Source organism: Caulobacter sp. FG7 (genome assembly GCF_057808875.1).
On sequence record NZ_JBMDIW010000022.1, the window covers coordinates 36,729 to 58,121 of the forward strand.

The following is a 21,393-nucleotide window of genomic DNA, read 5'->3' on the forward strand; positions in this document are numbered from 1 at the left end:
GGCGAGGACCACGCACGGCGCCTACTACAGCGCCGTCCCGCGCAGCAATTTCGGCAGGTCGCCCACGCCGCCGCCGGCTTCGTGCATGAAGAACCGGCGCGCCGGGGCGATGCGGTTGACCGCCGCCATGCCGATCCCGCGCGCGGCGCGCAGCAGCGGATTGTCGTTCGAGAACAGCCGCACGAAGCCATCGAAGGCCAGGGCGTTGGTGACGTTGTCGAACCGCCGCCAGCGGGCGTAGCGCTCCAGCGTCGCCTCGGCGCCGATGTCCTCGCCGTTGCGGATCGCCTCGACCACCACCTCGGCCAGGGCCGCGGCGTCCTTGAGGCCGAGATTCAGGCCCTGGCCGGCGATCGGGTGCACGCCGTGGGCGGCGTCGCCGATCAGGGCCAAGCGTGGGGCGGTGAGCCGCTCGGCCAGCGACAGCGACAGCGGATAGACGAACACCGGCCCGGCCATCTCGACTTCACCCAGGAAGTCGCCGAACCGGCGCATCAGGTGGGCGTGAAAGGCTTCCGGGCTGGCGTGGCGCAGGGCCTCGCCGCGGGCGGTGCTCTCGGTCCAGACCAGGCTGGCGCGGTTGTCGGTCAGCGGCAGGATGGCGAACGGGCCGCTGGGCAGGAAGTATTCGTGCGCCACGCCCTCGTGCGGGTGCTGCATCTTCACGGTGGCGACGACGCCGCTCTGGCCGTAGCCCCAGCCGATGTCGCCGATGCCGGCCGCCTTGCGCAGGGCCGAGTTACGCCCTTCGGCGCTTACCGCCAGCGGCGCACTCAGCACCCGGCCGTCGGTCAGGGTGACGCGAGCGCCCGCGGCGTCGACCTCCAGGCCCGCCGCGCCGGCCGGGGCGATGACCTCCAGCCCCTTGTCCAGCGCCGTCTTCGACAGGGCCGCGCGGATCTGGCGGTTCTCGATCAGGTAGCCCAGCGGCTCGCCTTCCGAGCGGTCGGCGATCTCGCCGCTGTCGAAGCGCAGGAAGAAGGGCGACGGCTTGCCCGAGGCCGCGCCCGGGGCCTTGCCGTCGGTGACCAGGATCTGCTCGATGCGCTGGGCGTGGGGCGCCAGGGCCTCGCCGGCGCCGATCGCCCGCCACTGGCGGAACGACGAATAGGCGATGGCCGAAGAACGACCGTCGAAGGTCGGCGCCAGCTGGGCGTCGAAGGGCTGCGGGTCGACCAGCAGCGGCCTGACGCCGCCGGAAGCGAGGGCGAGCGCCAGGGTGGTTCCGGCCATGCCGGCCCCGGCGATGATGACGTCGGCGTCGTGCTTGCGCATGGCGTGGGTATGCGCCCGGCGCGGGCCCACTGTCCAGTTGGACGAAGCGTCCGACGGGCCCTTAGGGAGCCGCCTCAGCGTCCCCATATAGGGCAAAGCAAGATTTTTCCTCCGCGCGCGGCCATTCGCCGCCACCTTTGGAAAACCATGCCCTTGCCTACCCGCGTTACCAGGCGTAACGGGACGGCGCATTTCCCCTTGTCGGGGCTGAAAGATTGGAGACTGCGATGGGTTACCGGGTCGCCGTGGTCGGCGCCACGGGCAACGTGGGCCGCGAGATGTTCAACATCCTCGAGGAAGTGAAATTCCCCGTGGAGAAGATGCACGCCATCGCCTCGCGCAAATCCATCGGCACCGAGGTCTCGTTCGGCAGCCAGATCATCAAGTGCGAGGACCTCGAGCAGTTCGACTTCTCGAAGGTCGACATCGTGCTGATGAGCGCCGGCGGCTCGATCTCGGCCGCCTGGGGCGAGAAGATCGGCGCGGCCGGTCCGATCGTCATCGACAACTCCAGCCACTTCCGGATGGACCCGGACGTGCCGCTGGTGGTGCCGGAAGTGAACCCGGACGCCGTCAACGTCATCCCCAAGAACATCATCGCCAACCCCAACTGCTCGACCGCCCAGCTGGTGGTGGCGCTGAAGCCGCTGCACGACGAGGTGCCGATCAAGCGCGTGGTGGTGTCGACCTACCAGTCGGTTTCCGGCGCGGGCAAGGAAGGCATGGACGAGCTGTGGGACCAGACCAAGGGCGTCTTCGTCCTGGGCGCGCCCGAGCCGAAGAAGTTCACCAAGCAGATCGCCTTCAACGTCATCCCCCACATCGACGTCTTCATGGACGACGGCTTCACCAAGGAAGAGTGGAAGATGACCGTCGAGACCCAGAAGATCCTGGACCCGGCCATCCAGCTGGTCGCCACCTGCGTGCGCGTGCCGGTGATGGTGGGTCACTCGGAATCGGTCAACATCGAGTTCACCGGCCCGCTGGACGAGGACGACGCCCGCGAGATCCTGCGCGACGCCGAAGGGATCGTCGTGGTCGATAAGCGCGAGAACGGCGGCTACATCACGCCGAAGGAAAGCCAGGGCGAGTTCCCGGTCTATGTGTCGCGCATCCGCAAGGATCCGACCGTCGAGCACGGCATCGCCCTCTGGTGCGTCGCCGACAACCTGCGCAAAGGCGCGGCCCTGAACGCCGTGCAGATCGCCCAGCTGCTGCACGACAAGGGCCTGATCAAGCAGAAGACCCTGGCCTAAGACGACTTCCCCGTCGTCCTTCCGCCAGCGGAGGGACGACGGGACCGCCTTTCGGCGAACCGATCGCACCCTTCCGCAAAGCGCGGGCCCGCAAGATGTGGGCGGACGCCGGGATCCCTATCTGTCAGATCCCTCCGCGAAAGGTGCGGTCCATGAGTTCCAGTACGAGCCCCAGCGGGGATGCGCGTTCGGCCTATCTGGCCGGCGTCGGCTGCTATCTGCTCTGGGGCTTCCTGCCCCTCTATTTCCACACCCTGTCGGTCATGGGCGTCACCTCGTTCGAGATGATCGCCCACCGGACTCTGTGGTCGGTGATCTGGGCCGGAGGCCTCGTCTTGCTGGCCAGGCAGGGCGGCCAGGTGGCGCAGGTGCTGCGCCAGCCCAAGACGCTGGGCATACTGCTGCTGTCGACCCTGGCCATCTTCGGCAACTGGACGATCTACGTGCTGGCGGTGAACGCCGGCCGGGTGATCGAGGCCAGCCTCGGCTACTACATCAACCCCCTGATGAACATGGCGGCCGGCGCCCTGCTGTTCCGCGAGCGGATGAGCACCGAAGGCAAGGTCGCCATCGGCCTGGCCGCCGTGGGCGTGGCCATCCAGACCATCGCCCTTGGCCACCTGCCGCTGGTGTCGCTGGGCCTGGCCTTGAGCTTCTGCATCTATGCGATCCTCAAGAAGCAGGTGAAGGCCGACGCCCAGACGGGCCTGTTCATCGAGTGCGCCTACCTGGCGATCCCGGGCCTGCTCTATGTCTGGCATCTGCAATCGACCGGGGCCGGGCACTTCACCCAGGACGCCCGGACGGCGATCCTGCTGCTGGCCGCCGGCCCGGCCACGGTCGTGCCGCTGGCCCTGTTCGCCTGGTCGGCCCGCCGCCTGCCGCTAAGCGCCATGGGCTTCCTGCAATTCATCGCCCCGACCCTGCAGTTCCTGCTGGGCGTGTTCTTAGGCGAGGCCTTCACGCCGCTGCGCGCGCTGTCGTTCGTCTTCATCTGGCTGGGCGTGGCCGCCTTCGCCTACGGCGCCTGGAAGCGTACGCGGACGGCCGCCGCAACGGCCTGAACCTTGGCCGTTGTGAAACGTTGGTCAATTTGTCGCACCGCCGCCGGCCCTTAAGCCGGCGGCAAGACGCTCTGCGTCAGATATGGCGACAGACTTAACGCTGGGGGAACCATGTCCACGGAAACCATCACCACGCCCGATCTGGCCGCCGTGCTCGAGGCCCTGTCGGTCGAGATGTCGCTGGCCGCCGAGGCCTGCGGCCACCTGGACAGCGCCCTGGGCAAGATCCTCGAGAACACCCCGCCGGAATCGCGCATGGCCGTGATGCAGGAGCTGCACATGGTCGACCACCTGGCCCAGCACATCACCGCCATCACCGACTTCACCAGCAAGCTGGTGCAGGCCGCCCCGGACGGCGTGCCGCTGCCGGTGCAGGAGGCGCTGAGCACCATCACCCTTGGCGCCGTGGCCGAGCGGCTGCGGGGGCGGCTGGGGCTGTAAGCCGCGCAGCCGAAACCTCGTCCTTCGACAAGCTCAGGATGAGGTTTCTACTGATCCGCCAAGCCAGCCATGATCCTCACCCTGAGTCTGTCGAAGGGCGGGGATCACTCACGGCCTAAAGGCTCGCGTAGGCCGCCTTGATCAAACTCACCGCGCGCGGGTCGCCGATCAGTTCGTTGCCCTGGCGGTTCATCACGTACGAGCCCGAGACCCCGGTCTTCGGATCGGCGAAGGCGCACGATCCGCCCCAGCCCGAATGGCCGAAGGCGTCGGCCGTCGGGCCGTAGAAGAAGTTGGGCGTGTTGCGCATGAAGCCCGCGCCCCAGCTGATCTGGTAGGGCAGCACGAGATCCTGGCCGGCGATACGCTCGGCGCGGGCCTTCTCCATCGTTTCCGGCGACAGGATCTTCACGCCGTCCAGCGTGCCGCCGCTGGCCAGGGCGCCCATCAGGCGGGCCAGGGAGTGGGCGGTGGCGTGGCCGTTGGCCGAGGGGATCTCGGCCCGGCGCCATTCGCCGGTGCCGCGGCCGCCGGGCGCGGCCCACTTGGTCATGAAGGCGGCCTTCACCGCGTCGTTGATCTCGCCGAACTTCGGGAAGGCGGTCGGGCGCATGAGATCCGCGCAACGCGCATGCTCGCTGTCGGGCAGGCCGATCCAGATGTCGAGGCCCAGCGGCTGGGCCAGGTCCTCGCGCAGCGCGGTCCCCATGGTGCGGCCGTCGACGCGGCGGAAGATCTCGCCGGCCGTGAAGCCGAAGGTCACCGGGTGGTAGCCACTGGCCGAGCCGACCGGCCACAGCGGGGCCATTGCGGCGAGCTTGGCGGTCGTCGCCTGCCAGTCGAACCAGATGGCCGGATCGACCTCGTCGAGGAAGCCCGACAGGCCGTCCTGGTGCGACATCACCTGGCCGACGGTGACGTCCTGCTTGCCGGCTTGCGCGAACTCCGGCCACACGGAGGCGACGGTCTGGTCGTAGGTCAGCTTGCCCTGGTCGACCAGCCGCGCAACCAGCAGGGCGGCGATCGCCTTGGTGGTCGAAAACAGCGGGGTCAGGGTGTCGGGACCGAAGGCGACCTGATGCTTGCGATCGGCATGGCCGGCCATCAGGTCGACCACCACCTCGCCGTCGACAGCCAGGGTGAAACGCGCGCCAAGTTCCCCGCCGCCCGGCGAGGCCGGATCGAAGTTGGCCTCGAAGGCTTCGTAGACCTGGGCGAACGGGGCGGGGCAGACGCCGGTGATGTCGAGGCTCATGGCTTTTGCTCTAGCCCGCCGGGCCGGGGTTTGTCATCCGAAGGAACGCGTAACCGGAGCCCGCCGATGAAGCCCGACGTCCTGCAGCTCAAGGCCCTTTCCCAACAGCTCGAAGCCGGCCTGGAGGCCGCTTATGCCGTCCATCGCCCCTATCGCGCCGCCGATCCGGAAGCGCTGATCGCCGAGGTGGCCGGAAAGGTCCGGGCCGTGGTCACCGGCGGCGACCTGGGCGTGCCCGCAGCGCTGTGGGACCGCCTGCCGGCCCTGGAGATCGTGGCCGTGCACGGCGTCGGTCTGGACAAGGTCGACCTCGACCTCGCCGCCGCGCGGGGCGTGAGCGTGACCACGACGCCCGGCGTACTGACGCAGGACGTCGCCGAGCTTGCCATCGGGCTATGGCTGTCGCTGTCGCGCCGGATGGTCGCGGCCGACCGCTATGTGCGCGAGGGGCGCTGGCCCAAAGCCGAGCGCCTGCCCCTGGCGCGGCGTGCGAGCGGGCGAAAGGTCGGGATCCTGGGCCTGGGCCAGATCGGCAAGGCGATCGCCCGGATGGCCGCGCCATTCGCGTCAGGCGTCGCCTACCACAGCCGCCGGCCGGTCGAGGGCGTCCCCTATGCCTATCACGCCAGCCCGCTGGACCTGGCCCATGCGGTCGACGTGCTGTTCCTGGTCACCCCGGGCGACGCCGGCCCGTTGGTGGATGCGGCGGTGCTGAAAGCACTGGGCGTCGACGGCCTGCTGATCAATGTCGCGCGCGGCTCGGTGGTCGACGAGGCGGCCCTGGTGGCGGCCCTGGCCGACGGGACGATCGCCGGCGCGGGCCTGGACGTGTTCGAGGACGAGCCGAACGTGCCGACGGCGCTATGGTCGATGGACAACGTGGTGCTGCAGCCCCACCGGGGCAGCGCCACGGAGGAGGCGCGCGCGGCGATGGCGGCGCTGGTGCTGGAGAACCTGGAGCGGCATTTCTCGGGCTGAGACGCGCCTAGACCGCCAGCTTCCAGGCGTCCGCGACCAGCTGATCCAGCAAAGCGGCCTCGTCCGGGCCATGGCGCTCGATGGCCAGGCCGTCGGAAGCCTTGCCCCGCACCCGATACATGCCGGCCGTGACCTCGGTCAGCGTGAAGCTCCAGCCCTCCGGCGGCGGGCTTTTCACGGCGCGGGGATCATGGGGAATGCTCATCAGGCCAGCCGCTCGATCCGCACGGTCGGCGAGGTCTGCTTGATGCGGGCGGCCATGGCCACGATCGGCAGTTCCGGCGCGTTCCAGATGTTGGCGGCGGTGACGGTCTCGGCGACGCCGCCGACGGCGCGGGCCAGGCCGTAGGACAGGGTCTGGCCTTCGAGGATCGAGGCGGCGAACAGGGCGGTCAGCAGGTCGCCGGTGCCGCTGGGCGAGCGCTCGGCCTTGGCGTGGGCGGCCAGCCAGGCCTCCTTGCGGTCGGCATAGACCACGCCGATCTCGTTTCCGCGCTGCACCGACGAGACGATCACCGGCTTGTTCAGCAGGCGGGCGGCGCGGACAGCGCCGGCCGGATCGCGCACCTCGGCCCCGGTCAGGCGCTGCAGCTCCCAGGCGTTGGGGGCGACGATGTCGGCGCGCGGGATCAGGTCGGCGGCGATGGCGTCGGCCACCTCGGCCGGCACGTAGAGGCCCTTGCCGGCGTCGCCCATGGTCGGATCGACGATGATGGTCGGCTTGCGGCCCGAGGATCCGTCGCGCGGCGCGGCCCGCACGGCGTCGATGGCCCGGGCGGCCGCGCGCACCTGGGCGGCGGTGGCGAAATAGCCGGTGATGACGATGTCGGTCAGGCCGAACAGGCCGTTGGCCTCCAGCCCGTCGAGCATGCCCTCGACCACCTCGATCGGCACCGGCGCGCCGCCGGGAACGCCCCAGCCGGGGTGACGGCCGAACAGCACGGTCGGCACGACCATGGTGTCGATGCGAAACTGGGTCAGGGCCGCGGCCTGGGCGGTGGCGCCGACCTGGCTGCCGGCGACGTGGCTGGAAATGAGGAGCGCGAGCGGCATGGCCAAAGCGATTAGCCGAGCCCGCAGAACTTGAACAGGGCGTCACGACGGCAAAACCGAGGCCGCCGTCTCGCTGCCGCCCCCGCAACAAAAAAGCCCGCTCCGAAGAGCGGGCTTTCCCGAGTTCTGCCTGTCGGCGGATCGCTTAGTAGCGGTAGTGGTCCGGCTTGAACGGGCCGGCTTCCGGCACGCCGATGTAGTCGGCCTGTTCCTTGTTCAGCTTCGACAGCTTCGCGCCGAGCTTTTCGAGGTGCAGGAAGGCGACCTTCTCGTCGAGGTGCTTGGGCAGGGTGTAGACTTCGTTCTTGTAGGACGCAGCGTTGGTCCACAGTTCGATCTGGGCCAGGGTCTGGTTGGTGAACGAGGCCGACATCACGAACGAGGGGTGGCCCGTGGCGTTGCCCAGGTTCACCAGGCGGCCTTCCGACAGCAGGATGATCTTCTTGCCGTCCGGGAATTCCACGTGGTGGACCTGCGGCTTGATCTCGTCCCACTTGAAGTTCTTCAGGCCGGCGACCTGAATTTCGCTGTCGAAGTGGCCAATGTTGCAGACGATGGCGTTGTTCTTCATCTGCCGCATGTGGTCGACGGTGATGACGTCCTTGTTGCCGGTCGCGGTGACGTAGATGTCGCCCTTGCCGGCGACGTCGTCGAGGGTCTGGACCTCGTAGCCTTCCATCGCCGCCTGCAGGGCGCAGATCGGGTCGATTTCGGTGACGATCACGCGGGCGCCGCCTTGGCGCAGGCTGGCGGCCGAGCCCTTGCCCACGTCGCCGTAGCCGCAGACCACCGCGACCTTGCCCGACAGCATGACGTCGGTGCCGCGACGGATGGCGTCGACCAGGCTTTCACGGCAGCCGTACAGGTTGTCGAACTTCGACTTCGTGACGCTGTCGTTGACGTTGATGGCCGGGAACGGCAGGTCGCCCTTGGCGGCCATCTGGTACAGGCGGTGCACGCCCGTGGTGGTTTCTTCCGACACGCCGCCGATGGCGTCGCGGATGGCGGTGTAGAAGCCCGGCTTTTCGGCCAGGTAGCGCTTCATGACGGTGAAGAGCGCTTCTTCTTCCTCGTTCTGCGGGTTGTTGAGGATCGACGGATCCTTCTCGGCCTTCGGGCCAAGCACGCACAGCAGGGTGGCGTCGCCGCCGTCGTCGAGGATCAGGTTCGGGTAGCCGCCGTCGTGCCACTCGAAGATCTTGTGGGCGTATTCCCAGTATTCGACCAGGTTCTCGCCCTTGAAGGCGAAGACCGGGATGCCGGCGGCGGCGATGGCGGCCGCGGCGTGGTCCTGGGTCGAGAAGATGTTGCACGAGGCCCAGCGGACTTCGGCGCCCAGGGCGACCAGGGTCTCGATCAGCACGCCGGTCTGGATCGTCATGTGCAGGCTGCCGGCGATGCGGGCGCCCTTCAGGACCTGCGCGGGGCCGTACTCGGCGCGCGTGGCCATCAGGCCCGGCATTTCGGTCTCGGCGATGGCGAGTTCCTTGCGGCCGAAGTCGGCGAGCGAGATGTCCTTGACGATGTAGTCGGCCACGGGCGGCTCCTGGATCGGGGGAATGTCTTGCGCGCCTTATAGCGCGGGCGGCGGACAGTGGCAAATTGACATAAAGATTTCCTTATGTCCGCGCGCCAATGAAACAGGCAGATGCGAATACGCCTGTCGCGAGAACTGGCGTGACCCTTGCGGACCAAGGCGGCTCTAGTGCCAATGTGGGATGTGGGGGATTATCGAAATGCGTTCGCCGAGCCGGCCTTTCTTCAAGGCCTATGAAGTCGTGGCCATCGTGGCCTTCGTGGTCGTCGCCGCCGTCGTGGGCAGCCTGAAACTCGTCTACTGAAACCAGCCCGGCGGACCGTCGAGGGAACGGAACGCCGTTCGCCGCGCGTTGTAGGCGGATGCCGGAAGGTTCCGTTTCGACACCGCCGCCGCCGACCAGCCCCGGGCATAAGCCCGGGAGCCGCTGGCGCGCCCTGCCGCGATCGGCCCGCTGGGGCATCGGCGGCGCCCTGCTGATCCTGGCGGCGATCGTCGCCTTCTTCGTCTGGTTCGACTGGAACATGCTGCGCGGCCCGGTCGGCCGCTTCGCCTCGGCCCAACTGAAGCGCGAGGTGCGGATCGACGGCGACCTGCGCGTCCACCCCTGGTCGTTCTCGCCCAAGGCCGAGGCCTATGGCCTGTTCCTGGGCCAGCCGGACTGGGCGCCCAAGACCGGCCCGCAGGCCGGCCACATGGCCCGGGTCGATCGGGTGGCGGTGCAGATCAAGCTGCTGCCGCTGCTGAAGGGCGACGTCATCCTGCCGCTGGTGGCGGTCGACCGCCCCGACGTGCGGCTGCTGCGCGAGGCCTCGGGCCGCGCCAACTGGACCTTCGGCGACCCCAACAAGAAGCGCACCAAGCCGCTGAAGCTGCCGGCCATCCAGCACTTCGTGATCAACGACGGCGCCCTGCGGGTCGAGGACCGCCAGCGCGACGTGCTGTTCACCGGCACGGTCAGCTCCAACGAGCACGCCAGCGGCGACGGCAAGGGCCGGTTCGTGCTGGAGGGCAAGGGGACCTACAACCGCCAGCCGTTCCTGGCGCGGGTGACCGGCGGCCCGCTGCTGAACATCTCGCCCAATCGCCCCTACCCGTTCGACGCCCAGGTCAGCGCCGGAACGACGCGGGTGAGCGCCGAGGGCTCGATCACCAAGCCGTTCGACCTGGGCCGCTTCGAAAGCGACCTGACGGTGGCCGGGACGGACCTCAACCGCCTCTATGGCCTCACGGGTCTCACCCTGCCCAACACCCCGCCCTACAAGATCAGCGGCCACCTGGTGCGCAAGGGCGGCCGGTTCGACTTCGAGAAGTTCTCGGGCCGGATCGGCGACAGCGACGTCAACGGCGACCTCTTCGTCCTGGTCGACCGCGAGCGGCCCTACCTGGAGGCCGACCTCCGTTCGAAGCGTCTCGACTTCGACGACCTGGGCAGCCTGGTCGGCGCCGCCCCGGCCACCGGTCGCGGCGAGACCGCCTCGGCCGGACAGAAGGTCGAGGCCGGCCAGCGCGAGGCCACCGGCCGCATCCTGCCCGACGCCACCCTGCAGGTGGACCGCGTGCGGGCCATGGACGCCAAGGTCACCTACCGCGCCCTGGCGGTGAATGCGCCCAACCTGCCGCTGCAGAAGGTTCGCCTGGACCTGAAGCTCGACAAGGGCGTGCTCGACATGGACCCGATCGCCTTCACCTTTTCGCGCGGCGACCTGGCGGGGAAGGTGCGGCTGGACGCGCGGCCCAACGTGCCGGTCACCGATCTGGACCTGCGGCTGACCAACGCCAAGCTGGAGGACTTCATCCCGCTGAAGACCGCCGGCAAGCCGGCCATCGAGGGGGGCATCGTCGCCCGGGCCAAGCTGCGCGGGACCGGCAACTCGGTGCACCGGGCCGCGGCCTCGTCGAACGGCACGGTGACCCTCGTCGCCCCCAAGGGCCAGGTGCGCCAGGCCTTCGCCGAACTGCTGGGCGTCAACGCCTCCAAGGGCCTCTTGATGCTGCTGTCGAAGGATCCCAAGGAGACCAGCCTGCGCTGCGCCGTGGCCAGCTTCGACGTGAAGGACGGCGTCATGCGGGCCGACAAGATCATCGCCGACACCGGCGTGGTCGTGGCCAAGGGCGAGGGCACGATCAACCTGAAGACCGAGCGCCTGGACCTGCGCATCGAGGGCGACAGCAAGAAGCCGCGCCTGGTGCGGCTGTTCATCCCGATCGAGATCAAGGGCCCGCTGGGCAAGCCCGACATCGACCTGCAGCCCGGCGGGGCCATCGCCCAGGGCGGCGTGGCCGCGGCGCTGGGCTCGCTGCTCAGCCCCCTGGCGGCGATCCTGCCGTTCGTCACTCCCGGCCTGGAGAAGGACGCCGACTGCGCGGCCCTGGTCGCCGAGGCCCGCGGCGACGGCGTGGCGGTGCGCACCACCCAAACCACCCAGGCCAAGCCGAAGAAGGGCGAGTAGCCCGCAAGCTCACCAGAACGGCTTGAGGTCCTTCATCGCCGCCAGGGCGGCCTTGGCCTCGCGCAGCAGCTTGTGGGTCGCCTCGGGCGCCGTCGACAGGGCGCCGGCGGCGTAGGCGGCCTGAGCGTCGCCGTCGGCCAGGGCCGCGTCGCGGGCCAGGTCGGCGCCCAGCGCCTGGTCGTTGAGCCCGCCCAGGGCGTCCTGCAGGTCGCGGGCGGCGGTCGACCACCGCTCCAACCGCTTGGGATGGTCGGGGAACAGCGGGGCCAGGGCGTCGATGGCGTAGCGCAGGCCCTTGCCGCGGATCCGCAGGCGATGGCGGGCCTCGGCGTCGAGCGTTGCCAGGTGCGCGCCGCGCTCAAGCACGTCCTTCGACAGCGCCTTGAGCCGATCGGCCGCGAAGGCCTTGGCCGGGGCTCCACGCGCCGCGACCCGCTCGGGATCGGCCAACCAGTCGCCGGCCTCCAGCCAGGCGGCGATGTCGAGCGCCAGCGGGCCGAAGCGGTGGGGCGCGGCGGCGTCCAGGGCGCGGGCGTAGGCCGCCTGCTGGGCCTCGACCAGGGCCTTGCCCAGCGCGGCCAGCCCCTCGACCGGCTGCGGATCGGCCTCGACGGCCGGACGCCAGGTTCCGGCGATGTAGACGTCCAGATCCCGGGCCGGCCCCAGGGCGTCGGCCATGATCTTCAGCGCGTCCGAAGCCGGCGTCGCCGCCAGCTTGCCGGTGACCGGCCGGAACAGCTTGAGCAGGGCGCGCAGGCGGCGGGCCGCCACGCGCAGGTCGTGCAGCGCCTCAGGGCCGGGCAGGTCGACCAGGGCCTCGGCGGCGACGCACAGCCGGCCCAGGGCCGTGTTGCCCAGGGCCTGGAAGGCCTCGGCGGCGGTCATGCCGCGGGTCAGGACGGCGGCCTCGCGACGGGCGCCGGGCGCTTCGCCGAGCGCCAGGGCGTAGCCGCGCTCGGCCTTGCTGACGAGGGACAGGCGCAGGGGCGCGTGGGCCATCAGGTCGCGCGCCAGGTCGAACAAGGCGGCGGGCTCGCCGGTCTTGAGCTCCAGTTCGAGCTCGTTGACGGCGGCGCGGTCGGTCCCGGCCTGCAGCTCGCCGCGATCCAGCGCCGCCTCGATCACCGCGCCGGCGTGCTCGACGAGACGCAGCGTGCGTTCGACCTTGGCGGCGAACACAGGAGCCAGGACGTCGCCGTTGACGATGCGGCCGGCCGGGGTCTGGTCCAGCAGATCGCGGTCGGGGCCGGGGCCCGAAACGGGCGCCTCCCACTCGCCGCGGGCGAAGACGCCGCCGGCCGAGGCCGATTTCAGGGTCTGCTTGCGGCCCCCGTCACCGTCGCGCACCCGCAGGCCGAAGCCCGCCCGGCGCAGGGCGTGATCGGCGGTGTCGTAATAGGTGGCGTCGAGCCGGCGCACCGCGCCATCCGCGCCCAGGCGAGCCAGGATCGCGTCGGAAGCCTCCGGGGCGATCAAGAACTTCAGTTCGATTTCGCGATCCATGATCCGACTATAACCACCCTGCAGGCGTTTGGCTTCCGCAACGCAACATCGTGCGGATGCGCGGGCCGTCTTGCCATTCTGATCGCCCAAGTTCAAACCTGCGCGCCATGACGCCGATCAACATCTCCGCACAGCCCCGCCACGACTGGACCCTCGAGCAGGTCGAGGCGCTGTTCGCCCTGCCGTTCATGGAGCTGGTGTTCGAGGCCGCGCGCGTGCACCGCGCCTGGTTCGACCCCTCCGAGATGCAGCTGTCGCAGCTGCTGTCGGTCAAGACCGGCGGCTGCGCCGAGAACTGCGGCTACTGCAGCCAGAGCGCCCACTTCAAGACCGGCCTCAAGGCCGAGAAGCTGATGGAGCCGGCCGTGGTCATCGCCAAGGCCAAGGCCGCCCGCGACGGCGGCGCCCAGCGCTTCTGCATGGGCGCGGCCTGGCGCGAGCTGAAGGACCGCGACCTGCCCAAGCTGGCGCAGATGATCGGCGGCGTCAAAGCGCTGGGCATGGAGACCTGCGCCACCCTGGGCATGCTGACCGCCGAACAGGCCAAGCAGCTGAAGGACGCGGGCCTGGACTACTACAACCACAACCTCGACACCGGCCCCGACTACTACAAGGACGTGGTGACGACCCGCACCTACCAGGAGCGCCTCGACACCCTGGCCTATGTGCGCGACGCGGGCATGAGCACCTGCTGCGGCGGCATCGTCGGCATGGGCGAGACCCGCCGCGACCGCGCCGGCCTGCTGCATCAGTTGGCCACCCTGCCCGCCCACCCCGACAGCCTGCCGATCAACGGCCTGGTGCCGATCAGCGGCACGCCGCTGGGCGACCAGATCCTGGCGGAAGGCGAGAAGGCCATCGACTCCATCGAGTTCGTCCGCACCATCGCCGTGGCCCGCATCGTCTGCCCGAAGGCCATGGTCCGCCTGTCGGCCGGCCGCGAGGGCATGAACCGCGAGCTGCAGGCCCTGTGCTTCCTGGCCGGCGCCAACTCGATCTTCGTCGGCGGCAAGCTGCTGACCACCCCGCTGCCCGACATGGACGACGACAGCCGCCTGTTCCACGACCTGGACCTCAAGCCGATGGTCATGGTGAAGGCCGAGGTCGCGGCGCCCGAGGCCGTCCCGGCGGAATAGGTCCTTTCTGGACGAAATTTAATGAAGGCGAGCCCGGCGCTCGCTTGTCCCGGATGCCCCGCAACCTATGGTGCGGGGCATCTTCGCTTTTACGCGAAAACCTATTCGGGGCTCTTCATGAAGCTGTTCGCCTCCGCCGCCGTCGCGGCGTTGCTCCTCGCCAACCCGGTGCTCGCGCAAGCCGCGCCCAAGCCTGCCGCCCCTGGGCCCTCCTCCAAGGTCACCGGCCAGCTGGCCCAGCTGCCCAGCGTCGACATTCCCTATACGAAGTTCACCCTGGCCAACGGCCTGACCGTGATCGTCCACGAGGACCACAAGGCCCCGATCGTGGCGGTCAATGTCTGGTACCACGTCGGCTCGAAGAACGAGCCCAAGGGCCGCACGGGCTTTGCCCACCTGTTCGAACACCTGATGTTCAACGGCTCGGAGAACTTCAACGACGACTGGTTCAAGGCCCTGGAGAAGCTGGGCGCCACCGACATGAACGGCACCACCAACGAGGACCGCACCAACTACTTCCAGAACGTGCCGACCGCGGCCCTGGACCAGGTGCTGTGGCTCGAGAGCGACCGCATGGGCCATCTCGTCGGCGCCATCGACAAGGCCCGGCTCGACGAGCAGCGGGGCGTCGTCCAGAACGAGAAGCGCCAGGGCGAGAACCAGCCCTACGGCAAGATCTGGGACGTGATCACCGCCAGCACCTATGACGCCGACCACCCCTACGGCCACACGGTCATCGGCGAGATGGAAGACCTGGACGCCGCCTCGCTGGACGACGTCAAGACCTGGTTCAAGACCTATTACGGCCCGGCCAACGCCGTGCTGGTGCTGGCCGGCGACATCACCCCGGCCGAAGCCAAGGCCAAGGCCGAGAAGTATTTCGGCGACATCCCCTCGGGCCCGCCGGTCATGCGCCAGAAGGCCTGGGTGGCCAAGCGCACCGGCAGCCAGCGCGCCGAGATGCAGGACCGTGTGCCGCAGTCGCGCATCTACAAGGTCTGGAACATCCCGCAGTACGGCACCGCGGAGTCCGACTACCTGGCCCTGCTGGGCGACGTGCTGGTCTCCGACAAGACCTCGCGCCTTTACCAGCGCCTAGTCTACACCGACCAGATCGCCACCAATGTCGGCGCCGGGGTCAACGACAGCGAGATCGGCAGCCAGTTCATGGTGACGATCACGGTCAAGCCGGGCGGCGACGTCGCGGCGGTGGAAAAGGCCTTCGACGAAGAGTTCCAGCGCCTGCTGCGTGACGGGCCCACGCCCGAGGAAGTGGCCAAGGTCCGCACCCTGACCCTGTCGAACTTCGTGCGCGGGGTCGAACGGATCGGCGGCTTCGGCGGCAAGTCCGACATCCTGGCCGAGAGCCAAGTCTATCTGGGCTCGCCCGACGCCTACAAGACGAGCCTGGAGCGCGTGCGCACCGCCACGGCCGCCCAGCTGCAGGCGGCCGGCAAGGCCTGGCTGACCGACGGCGACTTCACCCTGACCGTGACGCCGTTCCCGACCTACACGACCACGGCCGGCGCCGACCGCAAGACCATGCCAGAGGCCGGCCCGACCAAGGCCCCGGCCTTCGTCAAGCTCGAGCGCGCCACCCTGTCGAACGGGATCAAGGTGATCCTGGCCGAGCGCCACGAGACCCCGCAGGTCCGCATGGGCATGCTGTTCGACGCCGGCGTCGCCGCCAGCGCCGGCGACAAGGCGGGCCTGACCGGCATCACCACCAGCATGCTGACCGAGGGCACCAAGAACCGCGACGGCCTGACCATCAGCCGCGAACTGGCCCAGCTGGGCGCCGGCATCAGCTCGGGCAGCGGCCAGGACTTCACCTCTGTGTCGCTGAACACCCTGACCACCACGCTGGACCCGGCCCTGGCGATCTATGCCGACGTGCTGAAGAACCCGGCCTTCAAGCCCGAGGACCTCGACCGCCTGAAGAAGCAGGCCATCGCCGGGGTGCAGCAGGCCAAGCAGAACCCGCAGGCCATGTCGAGCCGCATCCTGCCGGTGCTGACCTATGGCGCGGGCTCGCCCTACGGCCAGCTGACCACCGAGGCCTCGCTGGCCTCGATCAGCCGCGACGACCTGGTGCGCTTCCAGACCACCTGGCTGCAGCCCAAGGACGCCACCCTGGTGGTGGTCGGCGACACCACCATGCAGGCCCTGCTGCCGAAACTGGAAGCCCAGCTGGGCGGCTGGACGGGCGCGCAGGCCAAGACCAAGCCTCCGGTGCAGTCGCCCCCCAGCAAGGGCGCGGTCTATCTGATCGACAAGCCCGGGGCCCAGCAGTCCATGGTCGCCGCCGGCAATCTGGTCCCGCCGCGCGACCCGAACGACCAGGCCGCGCTCGACGCCTTCAACAGCGTCTTCGGCGGCGACTTCGTCTCGCGCCTGAACATGAACCTGCGCGAGGACAAGCACTGGTCGTACGGCGCCGTCTCGGGCATCCGCGACGCCCGCGGCTCGCGCCTGTTCCTGCTCCGCGCGCCAGTGCAGACCGACAAGACCGCCGAGTCGTTCACCGAGGCCCGCAAGGAGCTGACCGACATCATCGGTCCGCGCCCGGTCACCCCGGCCGAACTGGCCAAGGCCCAGAACAGCCTGACCCTGTCGATGCCCGGCAACTGGGAGACCGGCGACGCCGTGGCCGACTCCATCGGCGAGCTGGTCAACTACGGCCTGCCCGACAGCTATTTCGACGAATACCCGGCCGACGTGCGGGCGGTGACGGTCGAAAGCGCCACGGCCGCCGCCAGGAAGGCGATCAAGCCCGACGAGCTGGTCTGGGTGATCGTCGGCGACCGCGCCGTGATCGAGCCGAAACTGAAGGCCCTGAAGCTCGACATCAAGGTGATCGACGCCGACGGCAAGCCGGCCCAGTAAGGCCGGTCGCAGCGACAGACGCGAAGGGCGGTCCTCACGGGCCGCCCTTTTCGTTTGTGGCCCTTTTCATTTGTCGAGAGGGGCGAGCGCCGCGATAAGCCGCAAGACAGTCCGACCAGGAGACGCGCCGTGCAGCAGCCCACCGAGATCATCGTCCTCAGCGACGGCCCGGCCAATGTCGTCGCGGGCGCCTGGCCCGACCGCACGATCGACCAGGTCACGCGGGCCGAGCTGCACGCCTTCCGCGTCGACGCGCCCAAGGGCCGGGTGCTGGTCTGCGCTGGCGGCGGCTATCTGCGGCTGATGCACGACCGCGAAGGCGTCGAGGCGGCGCTGTGGCTGAACGATCAGGGCTACGACGCCTATGTGCTGACCCACCGCCTGCCCGGCGCGGCGAGCCCCGACGGCGCCTGGCCCTTCGACATCGCCCTGACCGACGGCCTCTCGGCGCTGGAGGCGATCTCGACCGACCTGCCGCGCTTCGTGCTGGGCCTGTCGTCGGGCGGCCACCTGGCCGGAACCCTGGCCTGCCAGAAGGCTGCGGACCTCTCCGGCGTGCTCATTGCCTACGCGCCGATCAACGCCAACCACCGGGACTACAAGGCGCCGGCCGGCAAGCCCGACTATCCGCCCGTGGAAAAGCAGGCCTTCTACGACGCCTGGCCGATCGGTATCGCCGCCGCGCCGCACGGCGTGCCCGCCTGCCCGGTGTTCCTGGCCTACGCCCTGCTCGACGAAGTAGTGCCGGTCGAGCATGCGCTGAACTTCATCAAGGCCGCCCGCGACCTGAAACTGGACCTCGACGCCCACGTCTTCGGCCAGGCCCCGCACGGCTTCGCCCTGCGCGAACTGGCGGGCACGCAGGGGTCGTGGCCGGAGCTGGCGGCGCGGTGGATGGCGGCGAAGGCGGGCTGAGCCCCGCCCCTACCGCTCCTCGTCGAAGCGGTTGCCGACCAGCTCGACCAGGGCGTCGACGGCGGCTTCGGCCTCGGGGCCCTCGGCGGCGATGTCGATGGTCGAGCCGATGCCCGCGGCCAGCATCATCAGGCCCATGATCGAGCGGGCGTCGACGCTGGAGCCCTCGCGGGCGACGGTGACCTCGGCGTCGAAGCCCGAGGCCAGCTTGACGAACTTGGCCGAGGCCCGGGCGTGCAGCCCGCGCTCGTTGACGATCTCGACCGTGGCTGCCGCCGTTCGACTCATTTTTCTCCCGCCAGCACGTAGGAGGCCACGGAGATGTATTTGCGTCCAGCCTCCTGGGCGTGGGCGACGCAGGCGTCCAGGTCGTCGCGGGTGCGCACGCTGGCCAGCTTGATCAGCATCGGCAGGTTCAGGCCGGCGATGACCTCGGCCTTGGTCTGCTCCATCACCGAGATGGCCAGGTTGCTGGGCGTGCCGCCGAACATGTCGGTCAGCAGGATGACCCCGGCGCCGTCGTCGACGGCGGCGCAGGCCTTCAGGATGTCCGACCGGCGACGCTCCATGTCGTCTTCCGGCCCGATGCAGATGGCCTTCACCGCGGTCTGCGGCCCCACCACATGCTCCATGGCGGAAACGAATTCCTCCGCCAAACGCCCGTGCGTGACGATCACGAGCCCGATCATGCCTGGTCTCTCAAACGGGATCCCCTTCGCCCGATACGGCAGGGAGGCGCCGCGCGGGTCGCCTTGATACGCTTGTTAGGGGGCGACTCCAAGATGCTCCAGCATCCTGGCGATCTTCGCGGGCGCGGCGGGCTCCAGCGGCCACAGCTCGAAAGCCGGCAAATCCAACCCCAGAAGGCGTTCGGTGCGGGTCGGGGGCAGGCGCTCGATCCGTGAAGGATCGTCGACGCAGCGCACCAGCAGGGCGATTTCGGCCAGCGGCAGGGCCGGTTCGGGCACGATCCCGAAGCCGCGAACCTCCATCTGTCCCTTCAGCGGATCGGGCGCGCGGCCGAACAGCCGCCCCCCGGAGACGAAGGTCACCACCCGGTCGTCGGCCACCAGCCGAAAGCCCGCCTCGAGCGCCCGCAGGGCCAGATCGCTCTTGCCGGCGCCGGAAGCGCCTTCGATCAGCACGCCCCGCCAGAGGCCGCCGACCCGCCGCGCCACCAGCCCCGCATGGCGGATCATTCGCGCGCCCCGTGGCCGTGATGGCCGCCGTGGTGGCCGTGATGATGCCCGTCGCGACCTTCCCGATGCTCGGGCAGTTCGACCACGAAGCGCGCGCCGACCACCGCGCCGGCCTCGTCCTGGCGATTCTCGGCGTGGATCCTGCCGCCGTGCGCCTCGACGATCTGGCGGGCGATCGACAGGCCAAGGCCAGAATTGCCGCCGAACGCCCGGCCCTTGGGCCGCGAGGTGTAGAAGCGCTCGAAGATGGTCTCGAGGTTGTCGGGCGGAATGCCGGGGCCGTCGTCGTCGATCGTCACGACCAGGCGGCCGTTCTGGCGCACCAGGCCGACCCGTACCTCGCCGTCGCCGGCGCTGAACGAGCGGGCGTTGTCGATCAGGTTGCGGAACACCTGGCCGACCGGGATCTCGCGGGCCATCACCCGCGCCGCTCCGGTCGGGGCGCCGGTCAGGCGCACATGGACGCTGAACGGCGGCTCCTCGCCGCGCACCTGGGCCTCGTAGATGCTCACCGCCTCGGTCAGCAGGCGAGCCAGGTCGATCGGCTTGGGCAGCTCGCGCGACAGCTCCGCGTCGAGCCGCGAGGCGTTGGAGATGTCGGTGACCAGCCGGTCCAGCCGGCCGACGTCCTGCTGCAGTATGCCCAGCAGGCGCTGGCGGGCCTTGGCCTCGGTGACCAGGTCGAGGGTCTCGATGGCCGAACGGATCGAGGTCAGGGGGTTCTTGATCTCGTGGGCGACGTCGGCGGCGAAGCGCTCGATGGCTCCCATCCGCTCGGACAGGGCCTCGGTCATCTCCTCCAGGGACCTGGAGAGGTCGCCGATCTCGTCGTTGCGGCGCGAGATGTCGGGCAGGCTGATGGCGCGCGCGCCCTCCAGGCGCACATGGTCGGCCGCCCGGGCCATGCGCAGCACCGGCTGGGCCACCAGGCGGTGCAGCAGCACGGACGACACCAGCACCGCCCCCACCGCGACCAGCACGAAGGGCAGCAGGGCCTTGCGCTCGGCGCCGATGATCTCGTCGACGTCGCCGGCCTCGACGGTCAGCACCCCCAGCACGGCGCGGACGTGCTGGATCGGGATCGACACCGACACCACCCGCTCGCCGTTCTCGGCCAGGCGCACCTGCTTGACGGTCTCGCCCATGCGGGCGCGCTCGATCTCCTGCTCGAACTCGGCCTTGGCCCGCTCGAGGGCGCGCGGCTTGGCGTCCTTGTCCTGCAACGAAAGCTTGAAACCGTTGTCGCCCGACTTGCGGGCCGGCGGCAGCACCTTCCACTCGACCCGGTCCTCGACCAGGTAGGAGTCGGCCAGCAGCCGGCCTTCGCCGTCATAGAGGCGGGCGCGCTGGGAATGGCCGCTGAAGAACGACTGCAGAATGTCGTTGGCCGCCGCTACGTCGAGCGCCGGCTCGGGCTCGCCCACGGTGGCGGCCCGTTCGATGATGTTGGCGATCAGCTCGCCCTGGGTGCTGAGACTGTCGATGCGGGCGTTGATCAGGCCGCTGCGCAACTCGTTGAGCACCAGGGCCCCGACCACCAGTATGGCCAGGGCCAGCAGGTTCAGGCCGATGATCAGCCGGCCCAGCCGCGAGGCGCGCGGCCAGGTCAGCCGCCGCCGGTCGCGCGGCTCGGCCTCGAGCCCGACCTCAGGCTTCGCGGTAGCGGTAGCCGACGCCATACAGGGTTTCGATGGAATCAAACTCCGGGTCCACCTGGCGGAACTTCTTGCGCATCCGCTTGATGTGGCTGTCGATCGTGCGGTCGTCGACATAGACCTGATCGTCGTAGGCGGCGTCCATCAGGTTGTCGCGGCTCTTCACGAAGCCGGGGCGCTGGGCCAGCGATTGCAGAAGCAGGAACTCGGTGACCGTCAGGCGCACCGGCTTGCCGTCCCACAGGCTGTCGTGACGAGCCGGGTCGAGCGTCAGCTTGCCGCGCTTCATGACCTTGGAGCCGGCGGCGCCGGCCGGGCCGGGCGCGGCCGGGTCTTCCTCGTCGGGACGGGCCCGGCGCAGGACGGCCTTGACGCGTTCGAGCAGCAGGCGCTGGCTGAACGGCTTGTGCATATAGTCGTCGGCCCCGAGGTTGAAGCCGAGGATCTCGTCGATCTCGTCGTCCTTCGAGGTCAGCATGATGACCGGCGTCTCGGAGGACTGGCGCAGGCGGCGCAGCACTTCCATGCCGTCCATGCGCGGCATCTTGACGTCGAGGATCACGAGGTCCGGCGGATTGCTCTCCACCGCCTCGAGACCCGAGACGCCGTCGTAATAGGCCTTCACCGTGTGGCCGTGGCTCTCCAGGGCCAGGGAGACCGAAGCGACGATGTTCTCGTCGTCGTCGATGAGCGTGATCTCGGCCAAGCCGTCTATTCCTCCGAATACCTTCCAGGCGATCCTATCGACCACCGCGCCCCGCTACAACGCACGGAGCGGCCAAGCTTT

The 21,393-nt window shown here is 69.4% G+C and carries 19 protein-coding genes; 8 read left to right on the forward strand and 11 right to left on the reverse strand.

Translation table 11 applies throughout. The features are described from left to right. Window positions 1–24: 24 nt before the first annotated feature. Entirely contained in the window at window positions 25–1,275 is a 1,251-nt protein-coding gene (locus ACODR1_RS17720; RefSeq protein ID WP_488881636.1) for a UbiH/UbiF/VisC/COQ6 family ubiquinone biosynthesis hydroxylase, read from the reverse strand. A gap of 227 nt (window positions 1,276–1,502) precedes the next feature. Between ACODR1_RS17720 and ACODR1_RS17725 the strand changes: the two genes are divergently transcribed. The 3 genes from ACODR1_RS17725 to ACODR1_RS17735 all read left to right on the forward strand — a co-directional run bounded on the left by ACODR1_RS17725 (window position 1,503) and on the right by ACODR1_RS17735 (window position 4,036). Next, entirely contained in the window at window positions 1,503–2,531 is a 1,029-nt protein-coding gene (locus ACODR1_RS17725) for an aspartate-semialdehyde dehydrogenase (RefSeq protein WP_277794894.1), read from the forward strand. A gap of 152 nt (window positions 2,532–2,683) precedes the next feature. Further along, entirely contained in the window at window positions 2,684–3,595 is a 912-nt protein-coding gene (gene rarD / locus ACODR1_RS17730; RefSeq protein WP_488881637.1) for an EamA family transporter RarD, read from the forward strand. A gap of 111 nt (window positions 3,596–3,706) precedes the next feature. Continuing rightward, window positions 3,707–4,036 carry a DUF8776 family protein gene (locus tag ACODR1_RS17735; RefSeq protein ID WP_488881638.1) on the forward strand — a complete coding sequence of 110 codons (330 nt, stop codon included), beginning with the start codon at window positions 3,707–3,709 and terminating at the stop codon, window positions 4,034–4,036. 115 nt (window positions 4,037–4,151) lie between these two features. Here ACODR1_RS17735 and ACODR1_RS17740 read toward each other — a convergent pair whose 3' ends face one another. Beyond that, the gene (locus ACODR1_RS17740) at window positions 4,152–5,291 is read right to left on the reverse strand and encodes a serine hydrolase domain-containing protein (protein WP_488881639.1); all 1,140 of its coding nucleotides are present in this window, start codon (window positions 5,289–5,291) and stop codon (window positions 4,152–4,154) included. Window positions 5,292–5,357: 66 nt separating this feature from the next. On the opposite strand from ACODR1_RS17740, the gene ACODR1_RS17745 reads away from it, so the two are divergent. After that, window positions 5,358–6,269, forward strand: a complete 912-nt coding sequence (locus ACODR1_RS17745; RefSeq protein WP_488881640.1) for a 2-hydroxyacid dehydrogenase — start codon at window positions 5,358–5,360, stop codon at window positions 6,267–6,269. Between the two features lie 7 nt (window positions 6,270–6,276). Here the strand turns inward: ACODR1_RS17745 and ACODR1_RS17750 are convergent, their stop codons facing one another. From ACODR1_RS17750 to ahcY, 3 genes are all read right to left on the reverse strand, one after another. Then, complete coding sequence (locus ACODR1_RS17750) at window positions 6,277–6,474, reverse strand: hypothetical protein (protein WP_488881641.1); 198 nt, start codon at window positions 6,472–6,474, stop codon at window positions 6,277–6,279. Continuing rightward, window positions 6,474–7,322: a pyridoxal kinase gene (locus ACODR1_RS17755; RefSeq protein WP_488881642.1), complete on the reverse strand. Its 849-nt coding sequence runs from the start codon at window positions 7,320–7,322 to the stop codon at window positions 6,474–6,476. Before ACODR1_RS17755 ends, ACODR1_RS17750 begins: the two co-directional genes overlap by 1 nt. 145 nt (window positions 7,323–7,467) lie before the next feature. Beyond that, a complete protein-coding gene (ahcY, locus tag ACODR1_RS17760; protein WP_488881643.1) occupies window positions 7,468–8,859 on the reverse strand; it encodes an adenosylhomocysteinase in 1,392 nt (463 codons plus the stop codon). Between the two features lie 362 nt (window positions 8,860–9,221). On the opposite strand from ahcY, the gene ACODR1_RS17765 reads away from it, so the two are divergent. Further along, entirely contained in the window at window positions 9,222–11,312 is a 2,091-nt protein-coding gene (locus ACODR1_RS17765) for an AsmA family protein (RefSeq protein WP_488881644.1), read from the forward strand. Window positions 11,313–11,321: 9 nt separating this feature from the next. On the opposite strand, the gene ACODR1_RS17770 is transcribed toward ACODR1_RS17765, so the two are convergent. Beyond that, window positions 11,322–12,815 carry a CYTH and CHAD domain-containing protein gene (locus tag ACODR1_RS17770; protein WP_488881645.1) on the reverse strand — a complete coding sequence of 498 codons (1,494 nt, stop codon included), beginning with the start codon at window positions 12,813–12,815 and terminating at the stop codon, window positions 11,322–11,324. A 107-nt stretch (window positions 12,816–12,922) separates the two neighbouring features. On the opposite strand from ACODR1_RS17770, the gene bioB reads away from it, so the two are divergent. The 3 genes from bioB (at window position 12,923) to ACODR1_RS17785 (ending at window position 17,752) form a co-directional block, all read left to right on the forward strand. Next, window positions 12,923–13,951 carry a biotin synthase BioB gene (bioB, locus tag ACODR1_RS17775; RefSeq protein ID WP_488881646.1) on the forward strand — a complete coding sequence of 343 codons (1,029 nt, stop codon included), beginning with the start codon at window positions 12,923–12,925 and terminating at the stop codon, window positions 13,949–13,951. A gap of 117 nt (window positions 13,952–14,068) precedes the next feature. Next, window positions 14,069–16,837, forward strand: a complete 2,769-nt coding sequence (locus tag ACODR1_RS17780) for a M16 family metallopeptidase (protein ID WP_488881647.1) — start codon at window positions 14,069–14,071, stop codon at window positions 16,835–16,837. A 129-nt stretch (window positions 16,838–16,966) separates the two neighbouring features. After that, the gene (locus ACODR1_RS17785) at window positions 16,967–17,752 is read left to right on the forward strand and encodes an alpha/beta hydrolase (RefSeq protein ID WP_488881648.1); all 786 of its coding nucleotides are present in this window, start codon (window positions 16,967–16,969) and stop codon (window positions 17,750–17,752) included. A 9-nt stretch (window positions 17,753–17,761) separates the two neighbouring features. Here ACODR1_RS17785 and ACODR1_RS17790 read toward each other — a convergent pair whose 3' ends face one another. The 5 genes from ACODR1_RS17790 to chvI form a co-directional block, all read right to left on the reverse strand. After that, window positions 17,762–18,040 (reverse strand): HPr family phosphocarrier protein, encoded by a 279-nt coding sequence (locus ACODR1_RS17790; protein ID WP_101716417.1) that lies wholly within the window; start codon window positions 18,038–18,040, stop codon window positions 17,762–17,764. After that, entirely contained in the window at window positions 18,037–18,441 is a 405-nt protein-coding gene (locus tag ACODR1_RS17795) for a PTS sugar transporter subunit IIA (RefSeq protein ID WP_058348726.1), read from the reverse strand. The genes ACODR1_RS17790 and ACODR1_RS17795 overlap by 4 nt, the downstream gene beginning before the upstream one ends. A gap of 75 nt (window positions 18,442–18,516) precedes the next feature. After that, a complete protein-coding gene (locus ACODR1_RS17800) occupies window positions 18,517–18,951 on the reverse strand; it encodes an HPr kinase/phosphorylase (RefSeq protein ID WP_488881649.1) in 435 nt (144 codons plus the stop codon). Continuing rightward, window positions 18,948–20,630 carry a two-component sensor histidine kinase ChvG gene (chvG, locus tag ACODR1_RS17805; protein WP_488881650.1) on the reverse strand — a complete coding sequence of 561 codons (1,683 nt, stop codon included), beginning with the start codon at window positions 20,628–20,630 and terminating at the stop codon, window positions 18,948–18,950. Before chvG ends, ACODR1_RS17800 begins: the two co-directional genes overlap by 4 nt. Next, window positions 20,599–21,312: a two-component response regulator ChvI gene (gene chvI / locus ACODR1_RS17810; RefSeq protein ID WP_058348723.1), complete on the reverse strand. Its 714-nt coding sequence runs from the start codon at window positions 21,310–21,312 to the stop codon at window positions 20,599–20,601. Before chvI ends, chvG begins: the two co-directional genes overlap by 32 nt. Window positions 21,313–21,393 lie beyond the last annotated feature (81 nt).